General features: G+C 66.6%; 21 protein-coding genes. 8 read left to right on the top strand and 13 right to left on the bottom strand.

Annotated features, from left to right (window positions below):
* Window positions 1–123: 123 nt before the first annotated feature.
* Complete coding sequence (locus AWB83_RS14840; protein WP_087046317.1) at window positions 124–2832, bottom strand: winged helix-turn-helix domain-containing protein; 2709 nt, start codon at window positions 2830–2832, stop codon at window positions 124–126.
* Window positions 2833–2970: 138 nt separating this feature from the next.
* Here AWB83_RS14840 and AWB83_RS14835 point away from each other — a divergent pair, with 138 nt between their 5' ends.
* The 6 genes from AWB83_RS14835 to AWB83_RS14810 all read left to right on the top strand — a co-directional run bounded on the left by AWB83_RS14835 (window position 2971) and on the right by AWB83_RS14810 (window position 8685).
* Entirely contained in the window at window positions 2971–3750 is a 780-nt protein-coding gene (locus tag AWB83_RS14835; protein WP_087046316.1) for a universal stress protein, read from the top strand.
* Window positions 3751–3768: 18 nt separating this feature from the next.
* Window positions 3769–4749: a quinone oxidoreductase family protein gene (locus tag AWB83_RS14830; protein WP_087046364.1), complete on the top strand. Its 981-nt coding sequence runs from the start codon at window positions 3769–3771 to the stop codon at window positions 4747–4749.
* Between the two features lie 9 nt (window positions 4750–4758).
* Complete coding sequence (locus AWB83_RS14825; RefSeq protein ID WP_087046315.1) at window positions 4759–5607, top strand: TauD/TfdA dioxygenase family protein; 849 nt, start codon at window positions 4759–4761, stop codon at window positions 5605–5607.
* Between the two features lie 66 nt (window positions 5608–5673).
* On the top strand, window positions 5674–6729 hold the full coding sequence (locus AWB83_RS14820) for a beta-keto acid cleavage family enzyme (protein ID WP_087046314.1): 1056 nt from the start codon (window positions 5674–5676) through the stop codon (window positions 6727–6729).
* 61 nt (window positions 6730–6790) lie between these two features.
* Window positions 6791–8101 (top strand): MFS transporter, encoded by a 1311-nt coding sequence (locus AWB83_RS14815; protein ID WP_087046313.1) that lies wholly within the window; start codon window positions 6791–6793, stop codon window positions 8099–8101.
* A gap of 20 nt (window positions 8102–8121) precedes the next feature.
* Window positions 8122–8685 (top strand): RBBP9/YdeN family alpha/beta hydrolase, encoded by a 564-nt coding sequence (locus AWB83_RS14810; RefSeq protein ID WP_087046312.1) that lies wholly within the window; start codon window positions 8122–8124, stop codon window positions 8683–8685.
* 40 nt (window positions 8686–8725) lie between these two features.
* Here the strand turns inward: AWB83_RS14810 and AWB83_RS14805 are convergent, their stop codons facing one another.
* From AWB83_RS14805 to AWB83_RS14795, 3 genes are all read right to left on the bottom strand, one after another.
* On the bottom strand, window positions 8726–9634 hold the full coding sequence (locus tag AWB83_RS14805) for an amidohydrolase family protein (protein WP_087046311.1): 909 nt from the start codon (window positions 9632–9634) through the stop codon (window positions 8726–8728).
* 46 nt (window positions 9635–9680) lie between these two features.
* The gene (locus tag AWB83_RS14800) at window positions 9681–10913 is read right to left on the bottom strand and encodes a Zn-dependent hydrolase (protein ID WP_087046310.1); all 1233 of its coding nucleotides are present in this window, start codon (window positions 10911–10913) and stop codon (window positions 9681–9683) included.
* A 69-nt stretch (window positions 10914–10982) separates the two neighbouring features.
* Window positions 10983–11930 carry a GlxA family transcriptional regulator gene (locus tag AWB83_RS14795; RefSeq protein WP_087046309.1) on the bottom strand — a complete coding sequence of 316 codons (948 nt, stop codon included), beginning with the start codon at window positions 11928–11930 and terminating at the stop codon, window positions 10983–10985.
* A 136-nt stretch (window positions 11931–12066) separates the two neighbouring features.
* Here AWB83_RS14795 and AWB83_RS14790 point away from each other — a divergent pair, with 136 nt between their 5' ends.
* Window positions 12067–12861, top strand: coding sequence for an SDR family NAD(P)-dependent oxidoreductase (locus AWB83_RS14790; protein ID WP_087046308.1), 795 nt, complete (start codon window positions 12067–12069; stop codon window positions 12859–12861).
* A gap of 146 nt (window positions 12862–13007) precedes the next feature.
* On the opposite strand, the gene AWB83_RS14785 is transcribed toward AWB83_RS14790, so the two are convergent.
* On the bottom strand, window positions 13008–14204 hold the full coding sequence (locus tag AWB83_RS14785; protein ID WP_087046307.1) for a YbfB/YjiJ family MFS transporter: 1197 nt from the start codon (window positions 14202–14204) through the stop codon (window positions 13008–13010).
* 96 nt (window positions 14205–14300) lie between these two features.
* On the opposite strand from AWB83_RS14785, the gene AWB83_RS14780 reads away from it, so the two are divergent.
* On the top strand, window positions 14301–15173 hold the full coding sequence (locus AWB83_RS14780) for a LysR family transcriptional regulator (RefSeq protein ID WP_087046306.1): 873 nt from the start codon (window positions 14301–14303) through the stop codon (window positions 15171–15173).
* Window positions 15174–15293: 120 nt separating this feature from the next.
* Here AWB83_RS14780 and AWB83_RS14775 read toward each other — a convergent pair whose 3' ends face one another.
* From AWB83_RS14775 to AWB83_RS14740, 8 genes are read right to left on the bottom strand one after another with little or no spacing between them, the layout of a single operon-like run.
* Entirely contained in the window at window positions 15294–16145 is an 852-nt protein-coding gene (locus AWB83_RS14775) for an amidohydrolase family protein (protein ID WP_087046305.1), read from the bottom strand.
* Between the two features lie 30 nt (window positions 16146–16175).
* The gene (locus AWB83_RS14770; protein ID WP_087046304.1) at window positions 16176–17816 is read right to left on the bottom strand and encodes a class I adenylate-forming enzyme family protein; all 1641 of its coding nucleotides are present in this window, start codon (window positions 17814–17816) and stop codon (window positions 16176–16178) included.
* 59 nt (window positions 17817–17875) lie between these two features.
* Window positions 17876–18982: an ABC transporter ATP-binding protein gene (locus tag AWB83_RS14765; protein ID WP_087046303.1), complete on the bottom strand. Its 1107-nt coding sequence runs from the start codon at window positions 18980–18982 to the stop codon at window positions 17876–17878.
* A gap of 25 nt (window positions 18983–19007) precedes the next feature.
* Entirely contained in the window at window positions 19008–20597 is a 1590-nt protein-coding gene (locus tag AWB83_RS14760; protein ID WP_087046363.1) for a phytoene desaturase family protein, read from the bottom strand.
* A 16-nt stretch (window positions 20598–20613) separates the two neighbouring features.
* Window positions 20614–21468 carry an ABC transporter permease gene (locus AWB83_RS14755; RefSeq protein ID WP_087046302.1) on the bottom strand — a complete coding sequence of 285 codons (855 nt, stop codon included), beginning with the start codon at window positions 21466–21468 and terminating at the stop codon, window positions 20614–20616.
* A complete protein-coding gene (locus AWB83_RS14750) occupies window positions 21465–22298 on the bottom strand; it encodes an ABC transporter permease (protein ID WP_087046301.1) in 834 nt (277 codons plus the stop codon). The genes AWB83_RS14755 and AWB83_RS14750 overlap by 4 nt, the downstream gene beginning before the upstream one ends.
* Window positions 22299–22316: 18 nt before the next feature.
* On the bottom strand, window positions 22317–23393 hold the full coding sequence (locus tag AWB83_RS14745) for an ABC transporter substrate-binding protein (RefSeq protein ID WP_244197738.1): 1077 nt from the start codon (window positions 23391–23393) through the stop codon (window positions 22317–22319).
* A 38-nt stretch (window positions 23394–23431) separates the two neighbouring features.
* Window positions 23432–24925 (bottom strand): aldehyde dehydrogenase, encoded by a 1494-nt coding sequence (locus AWB83_RS14740; RefSeq protein WP_208636757.1) that lies wholly within the window; start codon window positions 24923–24925, stop codon window positions 23432–23434.
* Window positions 24926–24955: the final 30 nt, after the last annotated feature.

Genomic DNA, 24955 nt, shown 5'->3' with positions numbered 1-24955 from the left:
AAGGTGCTGCGACGTCTGGAGGCAAGAATACGCATCGGGGGTGCGCCGAACCCCTCTCGTGGAGAGAGGGGTAGGGATTGCGAGAGAGGCGGGAAAACCCTGTTGAAACGCGCTGAAAAGGCGCTAGTGCACGCCTTCGAGTAGGCCGAGCGCGATGGCGCGCCGCACCGCGTGCTTGCGCGAGCTCGCATCGAGCTTGCCGAAGAGATTCTTCAGATGCCACTTGACCGTGCCCTCGCCCACCGCCGCCGCGAGCGCGATTTCCTTGTTGGTCAGGTTGCGTGCGAGCAGTTCGAGAATCTCGCGCTCCTTCGGCGTGAGGATCACGCTGGGCAGCGCACGCGGGCCGCCCTCGCCCGAGCGCGGCGGCACGCGCACGACATGCGGCGGCACGATCGGCCGCTCGCCGGGCTTCATCTCGCCTTCCTCGCTCACGCTCCGCGCCCAGTCGGCAAGCGCAGGATGCGCGTCGACCAGCACGCGTCCCAGGTGATACGTGCGCGCGAGGTTCAGCGCTTCGAGGAACGGCGCGCGGCCCTCTGCACTCGCGCGTTCGAGCGCCAAGGCGCGCAAGGCCATCAGTTCGATGCGCTGCCGGCCGAGCTTCATCGTCGCGGCGATCTCTTCCGCGCGCGCGAACGGTTCGATCGCGGCGCGCCAGTCCTGCCGCGCGAGCGCGGCGCTGCCGTGCGCCATCGCCTGCAGCATCTGCACCGACTGACGCCAGATCGGGCCACGCGCGCCGATGTGCTCATCGACGAGCGCATCGATGCGTTCGACGAGCGCGTCGCAGGTTTGCGCGCGGTAGCGGCCCGCGTGCACGCTGACCTGTTCGACGAGGCTCGTCACGCAAAGACGCGGCAGTCCGCGCGCGACGCCCATCGCATGCAGCATTTCGAGCAGATCGAGCGCGCGATGCTCGTCGCCGCGCAAGGCCGCGATGCGCGCCGCCGTACGATACGCGAGCACGACCGCCTCGGGCATCGCCGCGCGCTCCAGCACGTCGAGACGGTTGGCGAGCAGCGCGCCCGCCTCGTCGATGCGATCGTCCTCGTACGCGATGGACGCACATGTCGCGGCGAACATGCAGGTCAGCGGATGACGCCGGCCGAGATCGTCTTCGGCGCTCGCGAGCGCGGGCAGGAGGACGCTTTCGGCGAGTTTCACCTGACCTTCCCGCATCCACGTGAGGCCGACCATGTGGTCACCCCAGCGCACGACGTAGCCGAGCCCCTTGCCGATCTGCGCGCGCGTCACGGCCTGTTGCAGCCGCCGCGCTTGCGCAGGCTCGCCCAGCAGCATCGCGCGGGCGGCGAGGCGGTTCGCATGCGCCTGAGCAAGCCATGAATCCTTTGCGGGCGGCTGCTGCGCCCACGGCTCGAAGAGCGCGAGGAAACGGTCGGGATCGTCGGAATACCATGCGGCCGCGCTCAGGATCAGCGCGCATTCGTAGCGCAGTGCGTCATCGGCGCCGGGCGACGCGAGGACGCGCTCGACCTGGCGCTGCGCCTCGCGGTGACGTTCGCCGAGCGCGAGCGCCCACGCGACGGCGAGGCGCAGACGCGGGCGCTTTTCCAGCTCGGGTTCCGGCAGGCGCTCGAGCCAGTCGAGCACGGTGCCGAGCTGCCCTTGCTTCACGGCGTCATGCAGCGAGCGTTCGGCCAGCTCGTACGCATGCTCGCGCTCGCCTGCCGCGTGCGCGTGACGCGCGGCCTGTTCGAGCATCCCGCGCGCGCCGAGCCAGCGCGCCGCGCGGCGATGCAGCTCCGCCCGTTCCGCATCCGCGAGCGCGCCAAAGCGGGTCTGCAGTACGTCGCGCACGAGCGGATGCAGCCGGCACCAGTCGCTTTCCTCGGCGGTGACGAACACGGGCGTGTCGCGTGCGAGGCGCACCAGGCGCCGCGGCGCCTGCGCGTCGTCTGTCAGGGCGGCGCACAAGTCCGGATGCAGCACGTCCATCGCGCTGATGTATGTAAGAAAGCGCTCGTCGTCGGACGAAAGCTCCGTGAGCAATGCCGCGACGAGCGGCTCGCGCAGGCCGCGCGGACCCGCCGCGAGATTGTCCAGCGCCGCGCGCGGGTCCTGCGCGCGCGCCATCGCGGTGAGCGCGAGTTGCAGGCCGAGCGGCCAGCCATCGGTGATCTCGAAAAGTCGCGCGCAGGCATCGGCGTTCACGCGCGCGCCGAAGCGCTGCGTGACGAGCGCGATCGTCTCGTCGACGCGAAAGCGCAGCGCGTCGGGACCGACGAGCACGGCCTGCCCGTATGCGAGCAGTTCCGCCACCGGCTTGTCGAGACCCTGCCGCCCGGCCGCGACGATGCGCAGGTTCTGCGGCGCGTTGTGCATCACGTAGTCGAGCAATTGCGCGCCCGACGCGGGCAGCCTGTCCGCTTCGTCGACGATCAGTACGACATCGAGCGAAAGCTGCGCGAGTTCGGCGAGCCATGCCGTCGCCAGATCGAAAGCGCCGGCGGGCGCGCCCGCGCTCCCGGATATGAAGCGCCCGAATGCGGGCCGCGCGCAGCCGGTGCGGATCGCGTGGACGAGCGCGCGCAGAAAGCGTTCGGCGTCGTCGCGTTCGTCGGCGAGCAGCCACGCGACCGCGGCGCCGCGCGACAGGAATTCGCGCCGCCATTGGGCCAGCAGCGAAGTCTTGCCGTATCCCGCGCCTGCCTGCACGACGACGATCTGACAGCCGGCGCCCGGCACGCTCTCGGCGCTTTCGGCATTCAGACGCGCGCGTGCGAGCAGGCCGGCCGGGGCGCGCGGCGCCATGGTCTTCAATACGAGCTCGGTGGCTGGGTCGCCGGATGAGATGAAGTTCGTGGGCATCGGGATGCATTCGTGATCCGCCTAGGATGGGTCGGATGGCGCGCATGCGTCAAGTCCCCTCCCGTCGCGAGAGGGGCGCGAGTGCAATGCCCGCACTACGATAGATTCAACCGTGCAACCGCAAGCCGAAGGATCCTCATGTACCGACATCTGCTCGTGCCCGTCGAGCGCAGCGACGCCTGCGTCGAGGCGATTGGCCATGCGGCCGAGCTTGCGCGATCGCTCGGCGCGCGCATCACGTTCGTTTGCGGCGAGACCGGCGAGCACGATGCGCTCACGCACCGGCGCACGGAAGCACTGCTGGCCCGTGCGGAAGCCGCGGCGCGCGCTCAGGGCGTGCCCGCGTCGGTGCTTCTGGATCAAGGTGGCGCGACGTTCGATGGCATCGGCCACCAGGCATCGCGCGACTACGACCTCGTGTGCATCGCTCAAGGCAGCGCCGTGCCGCCCCTGGCCGGCGTCGCGGTGCTCGTGTGTCCCGCCGATGCGCGTCCGAGCGTCACCAGAGTGGTCGGCGCGTTGCTCGACGAGCATCGCGCGCGCTCGGACGCTTTCGAGGACGCACTCGCCGGTCTGCGCGCGAAGCGGCTCGCACAGCGGACGATCGAAGGTCTTTGCGTCGCGCCTCGCGAGGAAAAAGCGCTGACGCTCGCCTTGCGCGAGCGCACCTCCGCGCTCGATGCCGAGTTCGACGAACTCGCGCGCCTCGCCGGGCGCGAAGCCGCCCTGCTCGCGCGCATCGCGGAATCCGCCATGCGCGGCGAAGAGATCGAAGACCGACTGCATGCGTGCGCGCGCTTCGCGTGGGAACGCATGGGACGCATCGAAGGCGTCGTGCTGCCGGCATCGCGCCGCTGTCTGCGCGATGCCGACTGGAGCGCGCTCGCAGATCACGCGGGCCGAGACAGCGCCCAATAAAAACTGGAGATGAACACAATGGCACATGCAATCCGCTTTCACGAAACCGGCGGTCCCGAAGTCCTGCGCTGGGAAGAGGTTCGCGTCGACGAGCCCGGTCCCTTCGAGGTCCGTCTGCGTCACGAGGCGGTCGGACTCAACTTCGCCGATACCTATTTCCGCTCCGGCCTCTATCCGGTGCCGCTGCCCTCGGGCATGGGCGTGGAGGCGTCGGGCGTCGTCGAGCGAGTCGGCGCGAACGTCACGCATCTGAAGGAAGGCGATCGCGTGACCTACACTGGTTTCATCAACACGCTCGGCGCGTACAGCACGGAGCGCATCATCGCGGCTGCGCCGCTCATCAGGCTGCCCGATGCGATCGACTGCGCGCGCGCCGCCGCGATGACCATGCGCGGCCTCACCGCCGCCTATCTGATGACGCGCGTGCGCCGCTTCGAACCAGGCGACACGCTGCTTCTCCACGCTGCCGCAGGAGGCGTGGGGTTGATCGTGTCGCAATGGGCGAAGCTTCTGGGCGTCACGGTGATCGGCACGGTGTCGAGCGAAGAAAAAGCGCGCGTCGCGCGCGAGCACGGCACGGCGCACGTGATCGACTACAGCCGTGAGAATGTCGCCGCGCGCGTGCGCGAGCTGACCGATGGCAAGGGCGTGAACGTCGTCTTCGACAGTGTGGGCAAGACGACCTTCAACGCATCGCTCGATTCGCTCGCGCGGCGTGGTTTGATGGTCTGTGTCGGCACGGCATCGGGGCCGGTTCCGCCCTTCGACCCGCAATTGCTGGCGAAGAAGGGATCGCTCTACCTGACGCGCCCGGCGCTCGCCGACTACATCGCCGATCCGGTCGAGAAGAATCAGCTCGCCGCCGAACTGTTCGATCATGTCGCGAGCGGACGCATCCGCATCGAGATCAATCAGCGCTATGCGCTGCGTGACGCGCAGGACGCGCACCGCGATCTCGAAGCGCGCAGGACCACGGGCTCGTCGGTGTTCGTCGTCTGAGGAGGCATCATGCGTATAGAACAGCTCACCTGCGCGATCGGCGCCGAACTCAAGGACGTCAGGCTCGCCGACGCCATTCACGACGATGCGCTCTTCGCCGAGATACGCGCCGCGCTCCTCGCGCACCGCGTGCTCTTTCTGCGCGATCAGGACATCACGCGCGCGGAGCACGTGGCGTTCGCGCGGCGCTTCGGCGAGCTGGAGGATCATCCGGTCGCGGGCAGCGATCCCGGGCATCCGGGACTCGTGCGCATCTACAAGTCGCCCGAGCAGCCGAACGACCGCTACGAAAACGCGTGGCACACGGATGCGACGTGGCGCGTGGTGCCGCCCTTCGGCTGCGTGCTGCGGTGCGTGGAGTGCCCGCCCGTCGGCGGCGACACGATGTGGGCAAACATGGTGCTTGCGTATGAGAACCTGCCTGCGCATGTGAAGGAGCAGATCGCGGATCTGCGCGCGCGGCACAGCATCGAGGCGAGCTTCGGCGCGGCGATGCCGATCGATCAGCGTCTCGCACTGAAGGAGCGCTTTCCCGACGCGGAGCATCCGGTCGTGCGCACGCATCCGGAGACCGGCGAAAAAGTCCTGTTCGTGAACGCCTTCACGACGCACTTCACCAACTATCACACGCCCGCGCGCGTGCGCTTCGGGCAGGACGCGAATCCCGGCGCGGGCCAGTTGCTCGCGTACCTGCTGAGCCAGGCCTATATCCCTGAACATCAGGTGCGCTGGCGCTGGTCGAAGAACAGCATCGCGATCTGGGACAACCGCAGCACGCAGCACTACGCGGTGATGGACTATCCGCCCTGTCATCGCAAGATGGAGCGGGCGGGGATCATCGGCGACATGCCTTTCTGAATTTCAGTGCCGGTTCTCGCCCGGCACGCGCGCTCATTCATTTCGAATATCTCAACGGAGTTCAACATGCAATTCTTCGACGATTCGCTGCATCCCGAGAATCAGGACAAGGTCGTCATCACCGTCGCGCCGTATGGGCCGGAATGGATGCCCGCGGACTTTCCCGAAGACATCCCCGTTACGATGGACGAGCACGTGCAGAAAGCCGTCGACTGCTACAACGCGGGCGCGACCGTGCTGCACCTGCATGTGCGCGAGCCGGACGGCAAGGGCAGCAAGCGCCTCTCGAAGTTCAACGAACTGCTCGGCCGCTTGCGCGAAGCCGTGCCCGACATGATCCTGCAAGTGGGCGGCTCGATCTCGTTCGCGCCCGAAGACGACGGCGCCGCCGCAAAGTGGCTCTCCGACGATACGCGCCACATGCTCGCCGAGCTCACGCCGCGTCCCGATCAGGTGACGGTCGCGATCAACACGGTGCAGATGAACATCACCGAACTGATGAACCGCAACGACATCGCTGGGACGTCGCTGGCCGAGCCCGCATACTGGGAGGCGTACCGCGAGATGACGGTGCCCGCCGGTCCCGGCTGGGTCGAAGAGCATCTGCGCCGCCTGCAGAACGCGGGCATTCAGCCGCACTTCCAGTTGACCGGCATGCACTCGCTGGAGACGCTCGAGCGGATCATCAGGCGCGGCGCCTATCGCGGGCCGCTCAATGTGACGTGGGTCGGCATCGGCGGCGGCTTCGACGGTCCCAATCCGTACAACTTCATGGAGTTCGTGCGACGCTGCCCCGACGGCTCGTGCATCACGCTCGAATCGCTGATGAAGAACGTGCTGCCGATCAACACGATGGCGATGGCGATGGGCCTGCATCCGCGCTGCGGCATCGAGGACACGATCATCGATCAGCACGGCCGGCGCATGACGTCCGTGCAGCAAGTCGAGCAATGCGTGCGCATCGCGCGCGAGCTCGGGCGCGACGTGGCGAGTGGCAAGGAAGCGCGCGAGATCTACAGGATCGGCGTGCAGTACGACAGCGTCGAAGAAACGCTGCGGAACCTCGGCATGAGCCCGAACCGGCGCGCGGGTCAGTTGAACGTGCCGCTGCGCGCCGCATAAGAACGGCGCCGTGCCATGAAACAATCCGGCCGCTAGCCGCCGGATCACGGAGGAGACGATCTTGGAACTGCATTGCGCCAAACCCGCGGTGGCCGGCTCAGCCACGCCCGCGGTCTCGCGACGTTACGCGTGGGTCGTGTTCGCGCTGACCTTCGGGCTGCTGCTCTCGGACTACATGTCGCGCCAGGTGCTCAACGCCGTGTTCCCGCTGCTCAAGGCCGCATGGGGACTCTCCGACACACGGTTGGGGGCACTGAGCAGCGTGGTCGCGCTGATGGTGGGCGTGCTCACGCTTCCCCTTTCCGTGCTCGCCGACCGCTGGGGCCGCGTCAAAAGCCTCGTGCTGATGGCGATGCTCTGGAGCCTCGCGACACTCGGTTGCGCCCTCGCCACGCGCTACGGCGAGATGCTGGCGGCGCGCGCGATCGTCGGCCTCGGCGAGGCGGCGTATGGCAGCGTCGGCATCGCGGTCATCCTGAGCATTTTTCCGGCGCACCTGCGCTCGACGCTCACCGGCGCCTTCATGGCGGGCGGCGCGTTCGGTTCGGTGCTCGGCATGGCGGCGGGCGGCTATGTGGCGGTGCGCTTCGGCTGGCGCTGGTCGTTCGGCGTGATGGCGCTCTTCGGCATCGTGCTCGTGGTCGCGTACTGGGCCATGGTGACGGAAAAGCGCATCGCGACGAGTCAGCGGCGCGAGCTGCAATCACAAGGCATGCGCGTCAGCTTTCGCGCGCTCTTCACCGGGCTCTTTTCGACGGTGTCGGTGATCTGCGCATACATCGGCAGCGGCTTGCAGCTCTTCATCATGGCGGCGGTGCTCGCCTGGATGCCGAGCTATCTCAACCGCTACTACGGTCTGGCCCCGGACAAGGCAGGCGCCGGCGCGGCGGTGTTCGTGCTGCTGGGCGGCATCGGCATGGTGGCGTGCGGCATCGTGACGGACCGCGTAAGCAAAGCCGTGCCCGCGCGCAAGTGGCTCACCGCGATCGCGTATTGCACGCTCTCCTTCGTCCTGCTCGCGGTGGCCTTCCGCCTGCCCGCGGGACCGATGCAGCTCGTGCTCCTCGGCGTGGGCATTCTCGTCGTGGCGGGCACATCGGGGCCGGCCGGCGCGATGGTCGCGAACTTGACTCCGCCCGCCATTCACGCGTCGGCATTCGCCACGCTCACGCTCGCGAACAATCTGCTCGGCATGGCGCCGGGCCCGCTCGTGACGGGTTTTCTGGCGGACCGCATCGGCCTGCTCGGCGCGTTGCAGTCGATTCCGCTCGTGAGCCTCGGCGCGATGCTGGCTTTCACGCTCGGGCGGACGCGCTACACACGCGATCTGCGCCGCCTGGACGCGCTGCGTCAACGCGCGGCCGCTCAATGATTCGAGAGGATATCCATCGAATGAATGCAACATTCCATGAAGCGGCGATTCTCATGGTTCCTGGTCTTCGCGATCACGTCGAGGACCACTGGCAGACGCACTTCGCCGAGACGCATGCGAACGTACGCACCGTTCCGCCATTGCAACGCGACAAGCTGGATCGCGCCGCGCGAGTGGCGGCGCTCGATGCGGAACTCGCGCAAATCGAAGGGCCGGTCGTGCTGGTCGCACACAGCGCCGGTGTGATGATCACCGCGCACTGGGCGCTGCGGCAACGCCGGAAAATACGTGGCGCGCTCCTCGTCACGCCACCCGATTTCGACGCGCCCTTGCCCGAGGGCTACCCGACGCTCGATGAGCTTCGGCTGCACGGATGGCTTCCCACGCCGCGCGAGCGTCTGCCGTTTCCGTGCGTGGTCGCGGCAAGCCGCAACGATCCGCTCGCCCGCTTCGAGCGCGTGGCCGACATGGCGCGCGACTGGGGGGCGCGGCTCCATGATCTCGGCGAAGTCGGGCATATGAATCCGGCTTCAGGATTCGGCGAATGGCGCGAAGCAGAGCGGCTCATTGCGGCGATCGACTGAGCGCGGCCCGCTCAGGCCCGCTCAGGCCCGCTCAGGTCGGTCAAGCGAGCCGATAGATCGTCATGGCCGTATCGTGCAGCATCTGTCGCTTCTCGTCGAGCGCGAACCCTTCAATGGTTTGCAGATACGCATCGTAAAGCTGCTGAAAACCGCAGGCAAGGCTCGCTATCGGCATGTGGCTCGCGAACATGCTGCGGGCGGGTCCGAAGCATTCGATCGCATCGAGCATCCATGGCCGCGTCTCGTCGAGCGTCCAGTGAATGCCGAAGATGCATTCGAGCCCGAAGATCTTGATCGCGACGTTCGGACATCCGGCAAGCGCGGCGAGATCGCTTTTCCATGCCGCCCTGCCCTCGCGCGACACGTCGAGCGGCCAGCCCATCACTGGCAGCACGAATTGGATCTCCGGATTCGCTCGCACGACGTGCGTGAGATCGCGCAACTGGGAGCCGAATACCTCGATTTCGCAGACAAGACGGCGGCCGCGCAGCAAGGCGATGCCTCGAAGCCATTGCGCACCGGTCATGAGATCGGGCCGGGGCGCGAAGCGCAGTGAGGGATTCGACGGATGCCAGGCCATGTGCTGACGCACGCAGCGTATGCGTTCCACCGACGCGTAAGCATCGAGCGTGCGCTCCACATCGGGCGCCGCGAAATCGATCACCGCGATCATGCCGGCGGCGTGCGCGGTCGAATCGAGCATTTCGCTCGCCCATCGCACTTCGCTCGACGGATCACTGGAGATGAATTCGGCCCAGAGCGTTCCGACGATGTCGAAGCCTTGCGTATCGCGTGCGTAGTCCTCGGGAAGATAGACGCGCGGCATCGCCGCGTAATCGCCGACGAGCGCTTCGAAGCCCGCGCTGCGTTCCTCGAACACGGGATAGCGCAGGCGCGTGGCGTCGTAGAAATGCTGATGACAATCGATGATTGCAAGCTTGTCGTTCATGATCGCACCGCCTTTGAGAGACCGCACGCGCCGCGCGCCGCATACGCTACTTCCGCATGGCCTCCAGAATTCGCGCCGCCGCATTCGCCGCCACTTCGCAGCCCAGCACGATGTGCGCCTCGGCCGTATCCTCGATGAAGTCATGACTGACCCCTCCGATGCTCGGGACGAACAGCATGCACGCCGGCACATGATGCGCGATGACCTGCGCATCGTGCGACGCGCCGCTCGGCATGCGCTCCCATTGTCCCGGCGCGAGCGCATCGGCGGCGCTCGCCAGATGCGCCTGAAGCGCGGCGTCCATCGTCACCGGTTCTTCGGGAGGCTCGCCATCGAGCATTGCGACGCTCACTTTTTCCTGCGCGTTGAAGTCGCGGATCAGCGCGGCGAGTGCGGCTTCCATCGCGCGCAAGCGCTCCGCGCCGGCATCGCGGAACTGCAGGCACATGTCGGCCGAACCGGGCACCACGCTGAACGAGCCCGGATCGAGCTCGATGCGCCCCACCGTCCACACGGTATCGGCATCGGCGAGTTGGCTGAACGCTTCGTTCATGCGCGCGATGAACGCGACGAGCGCCGCGCCCGCATCGCGGCGGATCGACATCGGCGTCGTGCCCGCATGATTGCGCTGCCCGGTGAAGCGCAGCCTGAGCTCGCGTATGCCGACGATCGTCGTCACCACGCCGATCGACTTGCCGTGCGCTTCCAGCCGCCCGCCCTGCTCGATGTGCGGCTCCATGTATGCCTTGTGACGCGTCTTGTCGAGGCGCACGCGCGGCGCGGCGGCGAGCCCGGCCTGTTCGAGCGCGTCGCCGAGCAGAACGCCCTCGCGGTTGCGCGCGCTGCGAATCGCAGCGTCGACGGATTCGCCGACGAAACTGCGGCTGCCGAGAAAGCCCGAGAACGCGCCCTCTTCGTCGATCCACGACGCGACGTCCACCGCGAGATGGCGCGTCTCGCCGCACTCGGCGAGCGCGCGAGCGATTTCCAGGCCGTAGATCACGCCCAGCGCGCCGTCGAGCCAGCCGCCGGTCGGTTGCGTATCGGTGTGCGAGCCGATCAGGAGCGCGGGGCCGTCGTTGCGCGAGCGCCCGAACACGGTGCCGACACCGTCGATCGATGCCGACAATCCGGCCTCGCTCATGCGCTGCGCGAGCCAGCGGCGCGCGTCCATGTCGGCCGGCGAAAGCGACAGGCGCACGACGCCGGTCCCGGTCGCGCCGAAGCTGCGCAGTCGTTTGAGGTCGTTCAGCAAGCGGTCCGGCTCGATCTTCAACACGGTATGTCCTCGTTATGCGTGGCGAATGCGTAGCGTATCAGCCGCGTGACGCCAGATTCCTGTCAGCCATCAGACCTGCGCACGCGCCTCGCGCCGCACTTCCTGCGGCGGCAAGCCGAAGCCGCGCATGAATGCCTCGCGCATATGACGGCGGTCCCTGAAGCCCGTCTCGCGCGCGATGGTCTCCAGCGAGTGGCGGCTTTTTTCGATCATGAGGCGCGCCGCCTCCAGCCGCAATCCCTCGATGGCCTTCGCCGGCGATTGCCCCGTCTCCTGCGTGAATACGCGGCTGAACTGCCGCGGGCTCAGATGCGCTTCGCCCGCGAGCTCCTCGACCGTCAGCGGCCGGTTCAGATTCTTGCGCGCATAGTTCAACGCGTTCTGGATGCGATCCGATTTCGGCGCGAGATCGAGCATCTCCGAATGCTGCGACTGGCCGCCCGCGCGCCGCTGATGCATCACGAGCTTGTGGGCCACGGAGCGCGCCACGTCCGCGCCGAGATCCTTCTCGACCATGGCGAGCGCGAGATCGAGACCGGCCGTCATGCCCGCCGACGTCCAGACCGGACCATCGACGATATAGATGCGGTCTTCCTCGACGCGCACATCCGGGAAGAGCCGTTGCAAGTCACGCGCGTACGCCCAATGCATGGTCGCGCGCCGGTTCGCGAGCAGGCCCGCCTCGGCCAGCACGAAACCGCCCGTGCAGATTCCCGCGATGCGCCGCGAGCGCGTGCTCGCGCGACGCAGAAATGCAAGCAGCGCGGCCGGCGGCCGCGCGGTGAGCGGCGCGTTGACGCCCGCGGCAATCCACGTGTCCATCGCGGTGCGCGCGCTGACGGCCCGCGTATCGAGCTTCATGCCGAGCGACGAGCGCACCTCGCCACCCGCCATCGAATAGTTTTCGATGCCGTAGAACGCTTCGCCCGCGGCGTCGTTCGCGAACTCGAACACCGATTGCGACGCGAGCGCCATGATCTGAAAGCCGTCGCTCAACAAATATCCGATGCGGTGCATGCCGTTCCTCCGCCGCCGATGTCCGTAAACTTCCTCGTGTCATGAAAGACTACCATATACGTCATTTGAGCCACGGTCAAACCGGACCAGAATTCACTCACGCAATCAACCATCTGTTTCCGAACGGAGTGAAATCATGACGCAGGAACACCTTGGCACGGCGCTCGTCACGGGCGCATCTTCCGGCATCGGCGCGGTCTATGCGGAGCGGCTCGCGCGACGCGGCTACGACCTCATTCTCGTCGCGCGCAGTCGCGATCGCCTGGCGACGCTCGCCGAGCGCATCACCAACGAGACGCGCCGCAGCGTCGAAATTCTCGACGCCGACCTGAACGACCGCGCGGCGCTCGCCGCCGTCGAGGCGAAGCTCCGGGAAGACGCGAGCATCACGCTGCTCGTGAACAACGCGGGAATCGGCACGCACACGCCCTTGCTGGACAGCGACGTCGACGCGATGACGCGCATGATCGAACTCAACGTGACCGCGCTCACGCGGCTCGCCTATGCGGCCGTGCCGGGCTTCGTCGCGCGCGGCAGGGGCGCGGTGATCAATATCGCGTCTATCGTGAGTATCGCGCCGGAGATTCTCAATGGCGTGTATGGCGGCACCAAGGCGTTCGTGCTTGCGTTCAGCCAGTCGTTGCATCGCGAACTATCGGGCAAGGGCGTGCGCATTCAGGCCGTGCTGCCCGGCGCCACGGCCACCGACTTCTGGGAAACCGGCGGCCTGCCGCTCGAAAACCTCGACAAGTCGATCGTGATGTCTGCGGGCGACATGGTCGATGCGGCGCTCGTCGGCTTCGACCGCGACGAGCTCGTGACGATTCCGTCGCTGCACGACGGCGCGAAGTGGGACGCCTATGAAGCCGCACGCCAGGCGATGGCGCCGGAGCTGTCGACCAGCACACCGGCCGCGCGTTACGCCGCGTGAATCCTCGGATGATATGAAGCAGTAGCCGATGCCACGCTGGGTGGGATGAGCGCCAACCGGAGGCGATTCTTGAAGCGCCGCCGCCATGGACCAAGCGGCGCGTGAACGCTGGCGAGACGTGTGAACGATAGCTGCGCCGAACTGACTTAGGAGTTGGCCGCGCTGCGCATGCCAAGGCAGGCCAGTCCCGCCGCACCCAGTCCCAGTGCCGCCGCCGCGATCCATAGCGCGATGGAGAATGACCCTGTGTGCTCGGCAATCGGCGCCGCGACCAGCGGCCCGACGATCTGTCCCAATCCGTATGCTCCCGTTGCGTAGCCCATCAGGCCGGCGGCGGCGTCGCCGCGCAACCGGCGCGCCTCCCGCATGGCAAACAGGGTGATGGCGGTGAACGGCAGGCCTAGCAGCAGGCTGCCGAGCCCGAAGCCGAGCGCGGTCGGCAATACGATGCCCAGCGCTATTCCCGACGCCTGGATGAGGTAGCACGCGGCCAACATCAGGCGGTTGTCCCACGACATCGGCAGCCGCGCGGCGATCAGTGCGCCCGCAATCAGTGCCAGCCCGAACGCCGGCCAGAACAGGTCGGGCCACGGCGATCCCGGCAACGCCTGTCGTGCGATGACCGGCAAGAACGTCGCCGTGATGATGTAGCCGAATCCCGCCAGGCTGTAGAGGCCGACAAGCCCTGTCGCATCGGCACGTGTCGATGCGAACGCGACCTTGTCGGGCACACGAGCGCGGCCGCGCGTAGCCGATGTTTCATGTGCGAAGGTCTTCCATACGATCGCTCCCGCCACGCCGGAGCAGACCGCGAATCCGATCCACACCCATGGCGCCGGTACGGCGAGCGCCGCGGCCGCCGCCCCCAGCAAGCCGGTCGCCACGATGCCAACGCCGGGTCCCGCGTAGATCACCCCGCCGAAACCATGTGCGTCGAGTTCGGCGAGCCGTCTCAAACCCCACTGCGACGCGAACACGAACGCCCACGCGCTGACGACGCCCGCCGCGAACCGTATCGCGGCCCACAGCCAGAACATGTCGACGAGTCCCATGGCGAGCGTCAGCACGATGGTCGACGCCAGCGCGAGACGCACCATGCGCGCGTGATCGAGGCGGATCGCCGCGCATGACAGCGCGCCGATCAGATATCCGGCGTAATTGGCCGACGCGAGCCAGCCGCCGTGACGGATATCCAGCGCGCCGCTTTTCAGCATCAGCGGCAGCAGCGGCGTGAACGCGAATCGCCCGACGCCAAGCGCCACCGCAAGCACAACGGCGCACGCGAGCGCGGCATTTCGCGCGTGATGGGCAGGCAGTGAGGAAGCGTGAGCGGGCGTAGCCATGATTCGACGTTCGAAGCAGCAATAAAGCGATCCTAGCTTGACCGAAGCATCTTGAAAAATGAATAATGAAGATGCGTTGAATCTTTTTTAGAGATCATGGACTTGTCGGCATTGACCATCTTCCGGGCTGTCGTCCGCGAGAACGGCGTGACGCGGGCGGCGGCCAAGCTCAACCGCGTGCAGTCCAATGTGACGACGCGCATCCGCCAGCTCGAGGAGACGCTCGGCGTGGAACTCTTCATCCGCGACGGCCGCCGCCTCGTGCTGACGCCGGCGGGCGAGACCTTGCTGCCGTATGCGGAACGCCTGCTCGCTCTCGCTGATGAAGCACGCCACGCGCTCAGCGAGAATCGTCCGCAGGGTCGCCTGCGGCTCGGGACGATGGAGAGCACCGCCGCGAGCCGCCTGCCGCGCGTGCTGGCGACTTACCACCAGCGCTGGCCGCAGGTGACGCTCGAACTGGCGACGGGCGTGACACGCGCGCTCATCGATGACGTGCGTACGTTCGAATTGGACGCGGCGTTGATCGCGCGGCCGATCGAGCCCGATGTGCTCCCCGCCGAGCAGTTCGAGTCGGTCCCGGTGTTCAACGAGGAACTGGTGGTGCTCACGCCGCGCGGGCAGCATCCGGCGGCAACCGCGCGCGATGCAGCGGGGCTCACGCTGGTGGCGTTCGAGCGCGGCTGCGCGTACCGCTCGTACGCGATGCGCTGGTACGAGCTGCAGGGTATCCGGCCGGCGCGCGTGCTGGAGCTGGGTTCGTACCACGCAATCGTCGCGTGCGTGGCGGCGGGCGCGGGGGTCGCGGTGGCGCCGCGGTCGGTGCTGGAACTGGCGCGGCTCGAGGGTGAAGTGGATCTGCATTCGATCGGCGAGCTGGGACAGGTGGATACGCTGCTCGTCTGGCGCAAGGGCCACTTCTCGGCCGCGCTCAATGCGCTGCGGGAGCTGCTCGGGGACGGGACGTAGGCCGGGCTCGCCGGTCAGAATCGATGTCGGGCTGACGATGGCGAAGGCTCCGTCGAGGTGCACGCCGTCCGGCGCGCCCTGCGGCGCATTGCGCGCGCGGGCGGGCAGAAGGCCCCGGCTTCACATGCCAAGAAAAGCAAGCGCATTGTTGCAGCGCCAGTCTTCCCTGACCGCATCCGGCAGGTCGAGCGCGTCGAATTCGCGGAGTGCTTTTTCGACCGGCATCATCGGAAACGCCGAGCCGAAGATCATGCGTTTTTTCAGCACCGTGCGGCCGTATTGCAGCAACGGCTCGTAGCCGGAGTGCGCGGTCGCGAGCAGCTTCGGGCGCACGGCGAGCGTGCCGATCCATATGTTCGGATGACGCCATGCCACCGCGAGCAGTTCCTGCACCCACGGCCAGCCGGGCGGCGAGGCGCACACGCGCAGATCGGGCAGCGCCATCATCACGCGATCCAGCGCTGCGGGATGGCCATACATCATCGAGGTATGCGTCGAGAAGTTGGTGCCGCAATGGATGTTGACGGGCACATCCAGCTCCACGCACTTCTCGTAAAGCGGAAACAACAGGGGATCGTCGATGTTCAGCTTGTGCTCGAAACCCTGCACGTTCAACCCGCGCAGACCGAGCTCGCGCACGGCGGCTTCGAATTCGGCGACCGCGGCGTCGCCCTTGTGCGGATCGACGCCCGCGAAGCCGATATAGCGCTCGCCGTGTGCGCGGCAGAACGCGGCGACATCCTCGTTCGAAATCTTCACGCCGAAGGTGCTCGTCAGATCGCGCGCCTTCAGCACGACATGACGCGCATTCAAACGCTCATAGGTCGCGAGATAGGCGGTAAGCGGATCAACGCCGCTTGGGTCGGCAACCTGGCGCTCGGTGCCTTCGTACACGCGGCGGTAGTTCGCCAGATGGCTGGCGGGACCGTCGAACTGCAACGAAGGCGGTCGGCTCGAAAAGTCCACGAACATGGGCAGCTCCGGAATGCGTGCGCGCGAGCATCAGCGCCAGCGAGACTCCTGACGGTCGTAGGTATCGGCGAACGGATCGGCCGTCTCGGCGATCAGGCGCTTCTTCGCGATCTTGCGCGAAGGCGTGCGCGGGAAATCGCCTTCGACGTATTGCAGAAAGCGCGGCACCTTGAACGGCGCGAGGTGCTTCGCGCAATACGCGAAGACGTCGGCAGGCGGCACATCCGCCTGCGTGAGGCCCTCGCGCAGCTTCAGATACGCCTTCACTTCCTCGCGGCGCAGCGGATCGGGTACGGGCACGACAGCGGCCTCGTCGATGGCGTCCATGCTTCGCAGCACGGTCTCCACTTCGGTCGCCGACACGTTCTCGCCCGCGCGCTTGATCATCTCCTTGATGCGTCCGACGATGAAATAGAAGCCGTCGGCGTCGCGCCGGAACAGGTCGCCGGTGCGAAACCATTCGCCGTCGAAGCTCTCGGCGTTTGCTTCGGGCCGCTTGTAGTAGCCCCACAGAATGCCGCGTCCGCGAATCCACAACTCGCCGATTTCATCGGTATCCGCGATGCTGCCGTCGTCGCGGCGGATCTGCAGCTCGCGAAACGGCGCGGGGAGGCCGCAGGTGCGTTCGAGCGCCTTGTCGTGCGCCCATGCGGGCACGAGCGCGCCCGTGCCCACTTCGGTCATGCCGAAGCCCTCGCGCGCGATCACGTTGAAGCGTGCTTGAACTTCCTCGCGCGCGGCGCGTGTCCAGCCGTAGATGCTGATGTACTTCAAGCACACCTCGGTGTCGCGTTCACCCGGCGGAAACTGGCTCAGCGCGGGCTCCGGAAAAATGCAATAGTGAATGCGATAGTCGATGAGCCAGGACATGAATCGCGACAGACTCATGCGCTCCGCGATATACGCGGTGCCGCCGAGCTTCATCGTCATGAGGAATTGCCACATCGGGTCCATGTAGAAGAACGGCGCCCAGATCAGCACGTTCTCGATGCCCGCCTCCGGTCCGCGCCGATGGCGCGCCGCGCCGTGGCAATGAATCATCCAGTAGTCGTGGCTCAGCATGCAGCCTTTCGGAAAGCCCGTGGTGCCCGAAGTGTATTGCAGGTTCAGCAGGTCGTCGCGCGATACCGCGCTGGCGGCCTTGAAGCCGGCGTCGCCCGCATCGACGAGCGCCTGCCATTGCAGCGGATGATCGCTCGCGCCGCTCACGATCACGCGCTCCCACGCGAGCAGACCGGGCAGCGCGGGCGCGTCGGCCAGGCGCGGCACGAACTCAGCGTCGATCACGAGGTACTGCGCGTCGGCGTCGGTCAGCACGAAGGTCATCTCGTCGTGCGTATAGGCCGTGTTGACCGGCACCATCACCGCGCCGATGCGTCCAAGCGCGATCCACGTGATCGGAAACTCGGGCGTGTTCTTCAGCATCAGCGCGACGTGACAGCCCTTGCGAACGCCGCGCTTCACGAGCGAATCGGCAAGTTGCGACGCCGCGCGGTCGATCTGCGCATAGGTCATGCCGATGCCGCGCTCGAACCACACCGCCGCGGTCTTGTCGCCATATAGCGCGGCCTGTTCGCGCACGAAAGCGCCGAGCGATTCGGGCAACGCGAGCAGCTCCTGACGTTTTCGATGGGCGAGCTCTTCCGCCACGGTCGGCGACTGTGTTCTCATGCTGTTCTCCAGAAACGTGTCGGGCCCCGGTCGGCGAGGCGCGCGTGTCGATGCGGGCTTCAGTCCTGCAGGATCATCTGGCAATCCTCCGGTGCCCAGTCGAGCAGAACGGACGCGCCGCGCGCATGCGCCGCGGGTCCGCGGCTGCCCTGCTGCTGCACGACGATCTGCATGTCGCCGGGCAGCCGCACGTGATGACGCACCACGCTGCCGAGCGTGATCGAATCCTCCAGCGTGCCGGCATGGCGTCTGCCGTCGGCGATGGCGTTGTCGAGCGCGAGATCCGATGATGCGGGCGCGGGCACCATGCGCACGCTTTCCGGCCGCACCAGCAATTTGACCGCCGCGCCACGCGAGACAGCCTGCGAAGTCATCGCGGCGCGCAGCATGCCGAGCGGCGTCGACACGATCGCGTGCTGGCCGGCGCTGCCCTGCACCGTGCCCGAAATCAGATTGGCGGTGCCGATGAAGCTCGCCGCGAACGCCGTGCGCGGCGAGCGATAGAGCTCGTCGGGCGTCGCGATTTGCTCGACGCGGCCCTGGTTCATCAGCACGATGCGATCGGACATCGACAGCGCCTCGTCCTGATCGTGCGTCACGTTGAGCATCGTGATGCCAAGTTCCGCATGCAGGCGGCGAATCTCGAACTGCATCTGCTCGCGCAGCTTCTTGTCGAGCGCGCCGAGCGGTTCGTCGAGCAGGATCAGCGCCGGGTTATAGACGATGCAGCGCGCCAGCGACACGCGCTGCTGCTGACCGCCGGACAACTCCTTCGGCTTGCGCGATGCGATGTCGGGCAAGCGCACCAGATCGAGCACTTCCTTCACCTTGCGGCGAATCTCGTCCATCGGCATCTTGCGCACGCGCAGCGGAAACGCGATGTTGTCGAACACGGTCATGTGCGGCATCAGCGCGTAGTTCTGAAACACCATGCCTAGGCCGCGCGCGCTCGGCGGCGCATCGGTGATATCGACGCCCCGCACGAAGATCCTGCCCGACGACGGGCTCACCATGCCCGCGATCAGGTTGAGCAGCGTGGTCTTGCCCGAGCCGCTCGGCCCGAGCAGCGTGACGAATTCGCCCTGCTTCACGCTGAAGTCGAGCGGAGCGAGCGCTTGCACCGTGCCGTAGCACCGCGAGACCTGCTTCAGTTCGATCATGTTCATCGTATGGTCCCACCCTCGTTCGCGTTCAACGCCGTTCCGCGCGCATGACGACCTGCGCCGCGTTGTGCCCGGGCACGCCCGTCACGCCGCCGCCCGGATGAACCGACGCGCCGCACTGATAGAGGCCCTTGATGGGCGTGCGATAGTCGGCGGCGCCCTGCACGGGGCGCCTGAAAAAGATCTGGTCGGCGCTGAGTTCGCCGTGATGCACGTGGCCGCCCGGCAGCGCGAAGATGCGTTCGAGATCGGCAGGCGACAGCACCTGCGCGTCGTCGATGCATTCGCGTATGTCGGGCGCGTGGACCGCGAGGGTATCGAGCACGATCTGGCAAAGGCGCTCGCGCTGCGTGTTCCACGTCCCTTCGCGCAGCGCATACGGCGCGTGCTGGCCGAAAATGCTGATCAGATGCTTGCCCTCCGGCGCGACGCCCGGATCGACCACGCTCGGCGTCATCACCACGAGCGCCGGATGCGGCGCGATCCCGCCATACTTCGCGGCATCCCATGCGCGTTCCAGATACTCGACCGAAGGCGCGATGCGCACCTGCGCCGGATAGGCGAAGCCCGCCGCCTGCGCGTCGAAGTCCTTGAACGTGGGCAAGCGATTGAGCGCGAGATGAACCTTGAACGCCGTCGAGCGATCGCGGATCCGCGCCACGCGGGACAGAAATTCCGGCGCCACGTGCTTCGCGTTCACAAGCTGCTGAAACAGCACCTTCGTGGCGACGTTCGATATCACGCATCCCGCTTCGATCCGCTCGCCCGACGCGAGCCGCACGCCCGTGGCGCGCTCGCCGTCGATCAGCACTTCCGCGACCGGCGCATCGCAGCGCACTTCCATGCCGTGCGCCTTGCCCGATGCCGCGATCGCCTCCGAGATCGCGCCCATGCCGCCGCGCACGAAGCCCGCCGGTCCCGCGCCCGTCGTATGGTCGCGAATGAAGCCGCGCAACAGCACGTAAGCCGAGCCCGGCGAGCAGATGCTCGTCGCCGCACCGCCGCACGATGCATAGAACCCCATCGCCGTGATCATTTCGTCGGACTCGAACCAGCGCCCCAGAAAATCGCGCGCGCTCAATGTGAGCACGTCGTAGAGCTCGTAGAACTGCTCGCCCATGTCGCGGAAGCGCCAGGCGAAACCAAGGAGCCTGCTGCGCGCGGAAAGCGCGTTGTCGGCGGGATCGGGCGGGATTTCCCACAGCATCTCGGACACGACCTTGCCGAGTTTCGTCATGTGGGCGCGATATTTGCCGTAGGCTTCGGCGTCCGCTTCGCTGAAGCGCGCGATATCGGCGAAGAGGCGTTCGCCTTCGGCGCGCAAGACGAGGCTGCGTCCGTCGCCGTAGAGATGCAGCATCGGCGACGGCACGACGATCTCGTAGCCGTATTTCGCCAGCTCCAGCTCCTGGATGATGCGCGGCTGCAGGAGCGCCATCGTGTACGACGCGGTCGATACGCGATACCCCGGCCACACGGGCTCGCTCACCGCCGCGCCGCCCGCGATCTCGCGCCGCTCCAGCAGGCAGACCTTGAAGCCCTTGCGCGCGAGATACGCGCCGCACACGAGACCGTTATGTCCCGCACCGATGATCACCGCGTCGTACCTGTTCGCCATGTTGGTGTCGATTCGTTCATTGATCGGCGGACGCATCGCGCCGTTGCAAGGTCATGATGCCGAGACACACCACGAGCGAGATCAGCGTGAGCAGCGTCGAGACGGCGGCAAGCACCGGCGACACTTCCCAGCGAAGCGCGCTGTACATCTTGACGGGCAGTGTCGTGGTCTGCGGCCCCGAGATGAAGTACGCGACCACGACTTCATCGAACGAAAGCAGGAACGCGAACAGCACGCTCACCGCCACGGATGCGCGAATCTGCGGCAGCACCACCTGAAGGAAAATGCGTGTGCGGCTCGCGCCCATCACGAGCGCGACGGCTTCCAGCGATACATCGGCGTGACGCAGCCCCGAACCCACCGCGATCACGACGAACGGCACGACCAGCACGGCATGGGCGAGCGCGATGCCCCACACGGTGTTGACCAGCGCGAGCATCGAGAACTGCTTGTAGACGCCGAGCCCGAGCACGACGACGGGCACGAGCATCGGCGTGATTGCGAACGTCTCGAGCACGCGCTTGCCGGGAAAGCGGCCGCGTGCAAGCGCATATGCGCCCGGCACGCCCACCGCGATCGATATGGCCGAAGCGAGCAGCGCGACCATCACACTCGTCACGCACGCGCCCCACCATGCCGGATCGGACAGGAACTGCCTGAACAACGTGAGCGAAAACGTCTTCGGCGGAAAGGTCAGCTCGCTGCCGCCGCCGAACGAGATCGGCACGATCACGAGGCTCGGCAGCAGCAGAAACAGATAGCCGCACCATCCGCCGATCGTGCCCAGCACGCGCATGAGGGCGCGCGAGTCGCGACGCTTCGGCTCGGGTTTCACGTAATCGCTGCTCACGCGGGTCGCGGTATCCATCATACGAGCGCCTCGCTGCCGCGCTGCACGCGTCCGAGCATCGCGATGAGCACGGCCGACAGCACGAGCAGCATCATCGCGATGGATGCGGCCAGCGTCCAGTCGAGCGTCTGCCGCGTGTAGAAGTCGATCAGGTTGGCGAGCATCATGTCGCGCGGGCCGCCCAGCAACGCCGGCGTGATGTACATGCCCATCGAGAGGGTGAGGCACATCAGCACGCCCGCGATCACGCCCGGCATCGACAGCGGCAAGGTGATGCGCGCGAAGATCATCCACGGTCCCGCGCCCATCATCTCGGCGGCAAACTTCAGATTGCGGTTCTGCGATGCAAGGCTCGTGAGAATGGGCAGCACCATGAAGGGCAGCAGGTAATTGGTCATGCCGATGACGACGCCCGTGCGATTGAACATCAGCTCGGGATGCCACGCGTCGCCCGACAGCCAGCCCGCCAGTTTCGCGACGATGCCGGCGCTGCCGAGCACCACCGTGAACGCATAGCTCTTCACGAGGATGCTGGTCCAGAACGGCAGCATCACCATCACGAGATACGGCGCGCGTTTCGATGCGGGCATGCGCGCGAGATGCAGCGCGACGACATATCCGAGCACGAGGCTCGTCAGTGTGGCGAGCACGCTGATCATGAGCGTGTTGCCGAGCACGCGATGAACGAGCGCGTTCGTCAGCACCTGCTCGTAGCCGCGCAGCGTGAAGGCGTGGTCCCAGATGCTCGACCAGCCCACCACGCACAGCGGCCAGAGGAAGAACACCGCCAGCAGCCCGTAGAGCGGCAGCAACATCGCGACGACGGCCTTCAGGTTCAACGTGTAGTTCATCGCGCGCCCCGTATCGCCTTACGTCAGCATCCAGGTCGTGAAGCGGTTCTGCAGCGTGTCGTAGTGATCGCCCCACCATGCATCGTTGATGATGATGCTGTTCTTGTCGTGCATGTCCGGCATGCGCGCCTTCGCGGCGGCGGAGACCAGCGGCATCGCCTGCGCCGCGTTCGGCGCGAATTCGACCATCTCGCAGAACGCGGCCTGACGATCCGGACGCAAACAGAACGCCACGTACTGCATCGCGGCCTGCGTGTTCTTGCCGTACTTCGGCACCGCGAGATATTCGAGGCTGTTGAGCGTCTGCTTCATCGACATCTGGATCGACGTGCCCGCGCGCTGCGCCGGCAGCACGCGGCTCAGGTACGTATAGGTGAAATCGAGTTCGTTGCTCGCGATGAGCGTGACCGTTTCGGGGGTCGTCTCGATCCACTTGCGCACCGCCGGCTTGATGCGGTCCATCGCCTTGAACGCGCGTTCGACATCGAGCGGATAGAGCTTGTCGGGCGCGACGCCGTCCGCGAGCAGGGCCATCTCCAGATTCTCGCTCACACGTGGACGCAGGCCGCGTCGTCCCGGAAAAGCCTTCACGTCCCAGAATTCGGCGTAGGTCATCGGCGGCTTGCTGCTGCGCTTCGGATCGAAGCCGATGCCGCCCGCATACGAATATGTGCCGACGAAATCCGGCCCGGTCTTCGTGATCAGCCCCTCGGTCCTGACGATGGCCGGATCGAGCTTCTCCCACATGCCCTGGCGCGAGCCCGCGACGATCTGCGGTCCAATGCTGTCGAACACGTCCCACGAGACGTTCTTCGATTCGACCTGGACCTTCATGCGCGCGAGGTCCGCGCTGTTGACGAGATTCACTGCGATGCCGGTCTCCTTCGTGAACGGCTCGGCAAACGCGCCACGAATCGCGGCTTCATACGCGCCGCCCCAGCATGTCACGCTGATGCTCTTCGACTGGGCGCGCACGATGGCGGGCGCGCCCAGCAACGCCGCACCGGCAAGCGCGCCCGCCTGCTTGAAGAACTCGCGCCGCGAACGCGACGAAGTATCGGCGGCTGTTTCGATTTCGACGTCAGGCGTTTTCACGATGGTCTCCATGAGCGCGAGTGGTGAGGAGCGATGCGTCATCCGGCGATCCAGATCGCCTTCCAGTCCATGTATTTGTCGAACGCGTGCATCGACTTGTCGCGGCCGAAGCCGGATTGCTTGAACCCGCCGAACGGCGAGGACATGGTGCCGCGGTCGAAGCAGTTGACCCACACCACGCCGGCCTTCAGTTGCCGCGAGACCTGCTGCGCCCGCGCGACGTTCGAGGTCCACACGGCGGCGGCGAGTCCGTAGATGGTGTCGTTGGCGATCCGCACCGCTTCTTCCGGCGACTCGACCGTGATGGCCGACAGCACCGGCCCGAAGATTTCCTCGCGCGCGATGCGCATGTCGTTGCTCACGCGGTCGAACACGGTCGGCTCGATGAAATAGCCGCCCGACTCCGGCCGCGCGGCGCGTCCACCCGCGATGATGCGCGCGCCGTCGGCGCGTCCCGCGTCGATGTATGACATGACTGTTTCGTGCTGCGTCTGGCTCACGATGGCGCCCATTTTCGTGGCGGGATCGAGCGGATCGCCGGGCACGAGCTCGCGCGCGATGGCCGCGATCTTGTCGAGCAGTTCGTCGCGCACGGCGGCGTGCACGATGAGCCGCGAGCCCGCATTGCACACCTGCCCGCTGTTGGCGAAGATGCCCGCAGCGACGGCGCGCGCGGCGGCGTCGAGATCGGGGCAGTCGTCGAGCACGATATGCGGACTCTTGCCGCCGCATTCGAGCCCGACGCGCTTGATGTTGGACTGGCCCGAGTACTGCATGAAGAGCTTGCCGACCGCCGTGGAGCCGGTGAAGCCGACCGCGTCGACGTCCATGTGCAGGCCGAGCGCGCGCCCCGCTGTTTCACCGTAGCCGGGCAACACGTTGAGCACGCCCGGCGGCAGGCCCGCTTCCATCGCGAGCGCGGCGATGCGGATCGCGGTCAGCGGGGATTGTTCGGCAGGCTTGAGCACGACGGAGTTGCCCGATGCGAGCGCCGGGCCGAGCTTCCAGCTCGCCATGGACAGCGGATAGTTCCACGGCACCACGGCCGCGACTACGCCGAGCGGCTCGCGCACGATCATCGTGGTCATGTCGGGCGCGGCGGGCGCGGTCTCGCCGTAGAGCTTGTCGACAGCCTCGCCGTACCACTGGATGCAGGTCGCCGAGCTGACGATGTCGCCGTTGTACGCGTTGGCGATCGGCTTGCCGACATCGAGCGATTCGAGCAGCGCCAGTTCCTCGCGATGCTCCATCATCAACTGCGCGAACTTCAGCATGACGGCCTTGCGCTCGGCGGGCGCGCGGCGCGACCACACGCCGGATTCGAACGCCTTCCTCGCACTGGCCACCGCCACGTCCACGTCTTCCTTGTCGCATTCCGCGATCCCGGCGATTACGCGGCCCGTCGCGGGATTGACCGTCGCAAAGGTCTTGCCCGACAGCGCGGGCACGTACCGTCCGTCGATGAACGCGCGGCCTTCGGGCCGGATCTCCTGCGCGCGAGCGCGCCACACCGATGCGTCGGGAATGCTCACAGCAAAACTCCTTGATGGATGAGTGGATTG

Origin of the sequence: Caballeronia ptereochthonis (assembly GCF_001545075.1) — a bacterium.
Classification (GTDB): Bacteria; Pseudomonadota; Gammaproteobacteria; order Burkholderiales; family Burkholderiaceae; genus Caballeronia; species Caballeronia ptereochthonis.
This window is presented reverse-complemented; position numbering and strand designations above follow the sequence as displayed.